This window comes from Huintestinicola sp., assembly GCF_051882455.1.
Lineage (GTDB): Bacteria > Bacillota > Clostridia > Oscillospirales > Ruminococcaceae > Huintestinicola.
In genome coordinates, this window is the sequence record NZ_JBJERV010000078.1 from 1 (window position 1) to 6,453 (window position 6,453).

Annotated in this window: 8 protein-coding genes; all 8 read left to right on the forward strand. The window is 48.9% G+C overall.

Annotation, left to right across the window (positions count from 1 at the left end; all coding sequences use genetic code 11):
* A partial coding sequence (locus ACI4J0_RS09865; RefSeq protein ID WP_439765639.1) for an argininosuccinate synthase occupies positions 1-1,035 on the forward strand: 1,035 nt, incomplete at its 5' end.
* 184 nt (positions 1,036-1,219) lie between these two features.
* Entirely contained in the window at positions 1,220-1,765 is a 546-nt protein-coding gene (locus ACI4J0_RS09870) for a hypothetical protein (protein ID WP_439765640.1), read from the forward strand.
* 34 nt (positions 1,766-1,799) lie between these two features.
* Positions 1,800-3,185 (forward strand): argininosuccinate lyase, encoded by a 1,386-nt coding sequence (gene argH, locus ACI4J0_RS09875; protein WP_439765641.1) that lies wholly within the window; start codon positions 1,800-1,802, stop codon positions 3,183-3,185.
* 18 nt (positions 3,186-3,203) lie between these two features.
* Positions 3,204-4,151: an N-acetyl-gamma-glutamyl-phosphate reductase gene (gene argC / locus ACI4J0_RS09880; RefSeq protein WP_439765642.1), complete on the forward strand. Its 948-nt coding sequence runs from the start codon at positions 3,204-3,206 to the stop codon at positions 4,149-4,151.
* 16 nt (positions 4,152-4,167) lie between these two features.
* Positions 4,168-4,428 (forward strand): type II toxin-antitoxin system HicA family toxin, encoded by a 261-nt coding sequence (locus tag ACI4J0_RS09885; protein WP_439765643.1) that lies wholly within the window; start codon positions 4,168-4,170, stop codon positions 4,426-4,428.
* Positions 4,421-4,630 carry a type II toxin-antitoxin system HicB family antitoxin gene (locus tag ACI4J0_RS09890; protein ID WP_439765644.1) on the forward strand — a complete coding sequence of 70 codons (210 nt, stop codon included), beginning with the start codon at positions 4,421-4,423 and terminating at the stop codon, positions 4,628-4,630. Before ACI4J0_RS09885 ends, ACI4J0_RS09890 begins: the two co-directional genes overlap by 8 nt.
* 11 nt (positions 4,631-4,641) lie before the next feature.
* Positions 4,642-5,013 (forward strand): MmcQ/YjbR family DNA-binding protein, encoded by a 372-nt coding sequence (locus ACI4J0_RS09895; protein WP_439765645.1) that lies wholly within the window; start codon positions 4,642-4,644, stop codon positions 5,011-5,013.
* 25 nt (positions 5,014-5,038) lie between these two features.
* Complete coding sequence (argJ, locus tag ACI4J0_RS09900) at positions 5,039-6,268, forward strand: bifunctional glutamate N-acetyltransferase/amino-acid acetyltransferase ArgJ (RefSeq protein WP_439765646.1); 1,230 nt, start codon at positions 5,039-5,041, stop codon at positions 6,266-6,268.
* Positions 6,269-6,453: the final 185 nt, after the last annotated feature.

A 6,453-nucleotide genomic window follows, 5' to 3' on the forward strand; every position in this document is an offset into this window, starting at 1 on the left:
GAGGATCTCAAGGAAGAGTTCATTCAGGATTACGTTTATCCCACCGTTCAGGCAGGCGCGGTTTACGAGGGCAAGTACCTTCTCGGTACCTCCTTTGCACGTCCCATCATCGCCAAGAGAATTGCCGAGATAGCTATCAAGGAAGGCGCTGACGCTATCTGCCACGGCTGCACAGGCAAGGGCAATGACCAGGTAAGATTTGAGCTTGCTATCAAGGCTTTCGCTCCCGATATGGCTATCATCGCTCCCTGGAGAGAATGGTCCATCAAGTCCAGAGACGAGGAGATCGACTACGCCGAGGCTCACAATATCCCCCTCAAGATAACAAGAGAGACAAACTACTCCAAGGATAAGAACATCTGGCACCTTTCCCACGAGGGTCTCGACCTTGAGGACCCCGCAAACGAGCCTCAGTACAACAAGGACGGCTTCCTTGAGCTGGGCGTTTCTCCCGAAAAGGCTCCCGACAAGGCTACATATGTTACCATTCACTTTGAAAAGGGCGTTCCCACAGCTGTTGACGGCAAGGAAATGAACGGCGTTGAGCTGGTTTCCGCTCTCAACAAGCTCGGCGGCGAGAACGGCATCGGTCTTGTTGACCTTGTTGAGAATCGTCTCGTTGGCATGAAGTCCAGAGGCGTTTATGAAACTCCCGGCGGAACTATCCTCTACAGAGCTCACGAGGCTCTCGAGACTCTCTGCCTTGACAAGGAGACTGCAAGGATCAAGTCCTATCTTTCCATCAAGTTTGCCGATATCGTTTATAACGGTCAGTGGTTCACTCCTCTCAGAGAGGCTCTTTCCGCTTTCGTTTCCGAAACTCAGAAGACTGTAACAGGCGATGTTAAGCTCAAGCTCTACAAGGGCAACGTTATAAACGCAGGCATCACATCTCCCTACACCCTCTATGATGAGGAAGTTGCCACATTTGACGAGGATCACGTTTACGACCAGTCCGACGCAGGCGGATTTATCAACATCTTCGGTCTCCCCACCCACGTTAAGGCTAAGCTTGACCAGAAGAGAGGAAAGTAATTTCCCGATATCAACAAATCAATATCACCATTGTGTTATGCCCGAAACACACCGTTTCGGGCATTGCACTTATTTCGTTTTTAATGCAATTCGTTTTTAAAGTAATTCAGAGTAGAACAGAAAAAGCTTGGAATAATAACAGAAAAAACCGTATAACGGTTTTGAAGAAAGGACGCACAAATTTATGAGAACTCTTAAAAAAGGAATATTATCCCTGCTGCTCGGGGTGCTTATGCTTTCCCTCGCAGCCTGCGGCGGTGAAGATAAACCCGATTACGAAAAGCTGAAAACCGATATCGTCGGAATATGGTGCGATATCGAAGGACCCGAGTATTACGAAAACAACGGCAATCCCTACTATCAGCTTTACGAATTTACCTCGGACGGAAAAATGGCATATCATCAGATAACTCAGACGCTTGCAACATATTACGATTACCAGTATGAGCTGAGAGACAATTTCCTGGATATCGACGGACAGATGTGCAAGGTCGGCGTGGAGGATGATGTCCTTACCCTGACAAATAATAACGGCGATACCAGACTGCGCCGCATGAGCGTGGAAGAGGTCTGCAATTTCGGCGTGGTATATCTCGACAGCGGCAACTATAACAAGCAGCTTGAATACACCGACTTCTTCACCATCAACTGGCCCGGTGCGGCTTCGGCGGAAACAGACGCCTCTGCCGCTGCGGAAGCAGCAGAGTCTGCCGAAAGCACTGCTTCGTAATCCCCCATGACATGAACTGAAAGGAATGATATAAATGGCAAAGATGTGGGCAGGACGTTTCTCTAAAGAGGTGGACGAAAAGGTCAATGACTTCAACTCCTCCATTTCCTTTGACTGCCGTATGTACAGGCACGATATCAAAGGCTCAATGGCGCACGCAAAGATGCTCGGCGAGCAGGGCATAATCGCCCCCGAGGAAAGCGAAAAGATAATCAAGGGTCTGGAAGGGATACTTTCCGACCTTGACAGCGGAAAGCTGAGCTTTGACCCCAACGCCGAGGATATCCATATGTTCGTGGAGCAGGTGCTCACCGAACGTCTCGGAGACACCGGAAAGAGACTTCACACCGCGCGAAGCAGAAACGACCAGGTGGCTCTGGATATCAAATACTATCTCAAGGACGAGTGCGACGAGATATCAAAGCTTGTTTATGAGCTTATCGAGACTATCATCGAGACCGCTCAGGAGCATTATGATACAGTAATGCCCGGCTATACCCATCTCCAGAGAGCCCAGCCCGTAACCTTTGCCCACCACATAATGGCATATGCCCGGATGCTCACAAGAGATCTTGGCAGACTTGCCGACTGCAAAAAGCGTATGGACAGAATGCCCCTGGGCTCCTGCGCCCTTGCGGGAACAACATATCCTCTTAACAGAAAAAGAGTGGCGGAGCTGCTTGAGTTTGAGGATATCACCTATAACAGCCTTGACGGCGTTTCAGACAGGGACTACTGCATAGAGCTTGCAAGCGCGATATCCGTTCTTATGATGCACCTTTCAAGATTTTCCGAGGAGATAATCATGTGGTGCAGCTGGGAATTTAAGTTTATCGAGCTTGACGACGCATATTCCACAGGCTCCTCCATAATGCCCCAGAAGAAAAACCCCGACATCACCGAGCTTATCAGAGGCAAGACGGGCAGAGTCTACGGCGACCTTATGACCCTCCTCTCAATGATGAAAAATCTTCCTCTTGCCTACAACAAGGATATGCAGGAGGACAAGGAAGCCATATTTGACGCCGTTGACACCGTTAAGCTCTGCCTTTCCACCTTTATCCCCATGTTCAGAACCATGACCGTCCTAAAGGACAATATGAGAAAGGCTGCGGCAAAGGGCTTTATTAACGCCACCGACTGCGCAGATTACCTTGTTAAAAAGGGAATGCCCTTCAGAGACGCATACAAGATAACGGGAACTCTCGTTGCACGCTGCATTGATCTGGGAACCACTCTCGAGGATCTTGATATCAAGGAATACAAGCGCCTTTCCGATGTGTTTGACGAGGACGTTTACAAGGCTATCAACCTTGAGACCTGCGTAATGCAGAGAAACGTGGACGGCGGTCCCGCTCCCGAGGCTGTGGCAAAGCAGATAGAGCAGCTCAAGACTGAGCTTCGTGATTACAAATACTGAGCATTGAGGTAAAGTAAAATGTCATACAAAATTTTCATAGACGGCAAAGAGGGAACAACAGGACTTCGCATTGCCGACCGTTTCAAAAACAGGAGCGACATTGAGCTTCTGGAAATATCCGAGGAAAAGCGCAAGGACACCGAGGAGAGAAGGAAGCTTATAAACTCTTCGGACTACACCTTCCTCTGCCTGCCCGATGCGGCAGCAATTGAAGCTGTTTCCCTGGTTGAAAACGACCACACAAAGATAATCGACGCCTCCACCGCTCACAGAACAAACCCCGCATGGGTCTACGGTCTCCCCGAGCTTTCAAAGGCGCAGAGAAAGGCTGTTGCGGCTTCAAAGAGGACTGCGGTCCCCGGCTGCTATGCCAGCGGATTTAACTGCCTTATGTACCCCATGGTAAAATCGGGAATGATCGCCCCCTACCACCCCGTTATCTGCCACGCAGTATCGGGCTACAGCGGCGGCGGCAAGAAGCTTATCGCAAGATATGAAGCCGAAAACAGAGAATCCGAGCTTTCGAGCACAAGAGCATATTCTCTGGGCAAGACCCACAAGCACGTCAAGGAAATGATGGCTGTATCGGGACTTTCCTATCCCCCCATATTCTGCCCCTCCGTGGGAGATTTCTACAACGGAATGGTCGTTACCGTTCCCATTCATCTGAGAACAATGGCAAGAAAAGCCACTCCCCATGACGTATGGGAGATGTTCGCGGAGCATTACGAGGGCGAGAGATTTGTTAAGGTAATGCCCTTCGGCGCAGAGGGAATGCCTGAGGAAGCAGAGCTTTTCTCCAACACTCTTGCGGACACCAATATGCTTCAAATATTCGTTTACGGCAACGACGACCACGTTCTCCTCTGCTCAAGACTTGATAATCTGGGCAAGGGCGCTTCCGGTGCGGCTGTTCAGTGCATGAATATCATGATGGGCATTGACGAGGGTACAGGATTAGAATAAGGCAGGCGGTACGTCAATGAGTAAGTATGATAAGCTGTTCATACAAATACTGAGCGGAACCCAGGATAACAATATATCATTCGGAGATTTGCAGAAAGCATTAACTCTTCTTGGTTTCGTTGTGAGAATTAAAGGCGACCATTTTATTTATACAAGAGAAAATGTTGAGGAGATAATCAACATTCAGCCTAACGGAAATAAGGCAAAGCCGTATCAAGTTAAGCAGGTAAGGAATATTATACTCAAGTATAAAATGGGAGGTAATCTTAATGCATAAATATGAAGTGATAATCTACTGGAGCGAGGAGGACAACAGCTACATTGCCGAAGTTCCCGAGCTTGCAGGCTGCATGGCAGACGGAGAGTCTATGCTTGCCGCTCTCGAAAACGTCCACGTTGTTATAAACGAATGGATAGAGACAGCCAAAAGCCTCGGGCGCGAAATACCTCAGCCCAAGGGCAGACTTGCATATGCATAAAAGGTGATATTATGACACATTCCCAACTTCTCTCCTACTGCCTCCAAAAAAAGGGCGCCTATGAAGATCACCCATTCGGAGAAGGCTGCACCGTAGTGAAGGTAAAAAAACGGATATTTGCCCAGCTTTTTATGCTCAAAGGGGAACCGATGCTCACCTTTAACGGGGATATCCCCACAGGCGAATTTTACCGCACTATGTTCCCCGATGATGTAAAACGAGGCTATCACTGTCCCCCCGTACAGCAGCCCTATTTCAATACCGTAAACCTGTCGGGCACCGTTCCCGACGAGGAGCTGCTGCGAATGATAGACGGGTCATATCAATATGTAGTTTCAAAGCTTACAAGAAAGGCTCGTGAAGAGCTTATGAATGATAAATAATCTTAAATAAAAGAAGGTCACTGATATGGAATTTAAGACAATTGAAGGCGGCGTATGTGCCGCAAAGGGATTTAAGGCAAGCGGAGTTTACTGCGGCATAAAGGAAAATCCCACCAAAAAGAACGATATTGCCATGGTCGTATCGGACGTTATGTGCAATACCGCAGGGGTCTACACTCAGAACAAGGTCAAGGGCGCACCTGTAATAGTTACCAAGAAAAACCTTGAAAGATCCGGCGGAAAGGCGAAGGCTGTCATTGTTAATTCCAAGAACGCCAACACCTGCAACGCCGACGGCGAGGAAAAGGCAAATGAAATGTGCCGCCTTACCGCAGAGGCTCTGAATATCAAGCCCGAAGAGGTAGTAGTTGCATCAACAGGCGTTATCGGACAGATCCTTCCCATCGAGCCTATCGTTAAGGCAGTACCTCAGCTTGCAGAGAAGCTTTCCTATACGGGAAATATCGAAGCTGCGACCGCAATTATGACCACCGACACCGTTAAAAAGGAATATGCCGTTGAATTTGAGATAGGCGGAAAGACCTGCCGTATGGGCGGTATGGCAAAGGGCAGCGGAATGATCCACCCCAATATGGCTACCACCCTTAATTTCATCACCACCGACTGTGCAGTCTCCGTTCCAATGCTTCAGAAAGCACTTTCGGAGATAGTAAAGATCACATATAACTGCCTTTCCGTAGACGGCGACCAGTCCACCAACGACACCTGTATGCTCATGTCAAACGGACTTGCGGAAAATCCCGAGATCGATGCCGAGGGAGCAGATCTTGACACCTTCAAAGCCGCACTCTATCAGGTAATGGCAAACCTCACCCGTATGCTTGCCAAGGACGGCGAGGGTGCAACAAAGCTTCTCACCTGCATATGCTCGGGGGCACCCGACCTTGACACCGCAATAATCGTGGCTAAGAGCGTTATCCGTTCGCCGCTTTTCAAATGCGCAATGTTCGGCTCGGACGCAAACTGGGGACGTATCCTCTGCGCCATTGGCTATGCGGAAGCGGATTTTGATATAAACAAGGTGGACGTTTCCCTTGCTTCCAAGGCAGGAAAGATCGATGTCTGCAAAAACGGCGCAGGCGTGGATTTCTCCGAGGACGAGGCTAAGAAGATACTCACCGAGGACGAGATAGACATTTACATAGACCTGAAGATCGGAACCGAAAAAGCCACCGCATGGGGCTGCGACCTTACCTACGATTACGTTAAGATAAACGGAGACTATCGTTCATAATACAACGCACAACAGAGTGATGATATGACCGACCGCATAATAAAAGGAGAGTACATATAAAATGGAAACAACCAACGGCACCGTCCCCGAAAAGGAGAAAAAGTGCAGGTCGGCAATTGCCCTTGCAGTCATCGGAGCGATCGCAGGACTGTTTATTCCCTTTATCGGCTTTACCTTTGCGCTTT

Bases quoted from the DNA above. Each gene is read 5' to 3' on its own strand.
- ACI4J0_RS09870 (WP_439765640.1), top strand. From the start codon at position 1,220: ATGAGAACTCTTAAAAAAGGAATATTATCCCTGCTGCTCGGGGTGCTT.
- argH (WP_439765641.1), top strand. From the start codon at position 1,800: ATGGCAAAGATGTGGGCAGGACGTTTCTCTAAAGAGGTGGACGAAAAG.
- argC (WP_439765642.1), top strand. From the start codon at position 3,204: ATGTCATACAAAATTTTCATAGACGGCAAAGAGGGAACAACAGGACTT.
- ACI4J0_RS09885 (WP_439765643.1), top strand. From the start codon at position 4,168: ATGAGTAAGTATGATAAGCTGTTCATACAAATACTGAGCGGAACCCAG.
- ACI4J0_RS09890 (WP_439765644.1), top strand. From the start codon at position 4,421: ATGCATAAATATGAAGTGATAATCTACTGGAGCGAGGAGGACAACAGC.
- ACI4J0_RS09895 (WP_439765645.1), top strand. From the start codon at position 4,642: ATGACACATTCCCAACTTCTCTCCTACTGCCTCCAAAAAAAGGGCGCC.
- argJ (WP_439765646.1), top strand. From the start codon at position 5,039: ATGGAATTTAAGACAATTGAAGGCGGCGTATGTGCCGCAAAGGGATTT.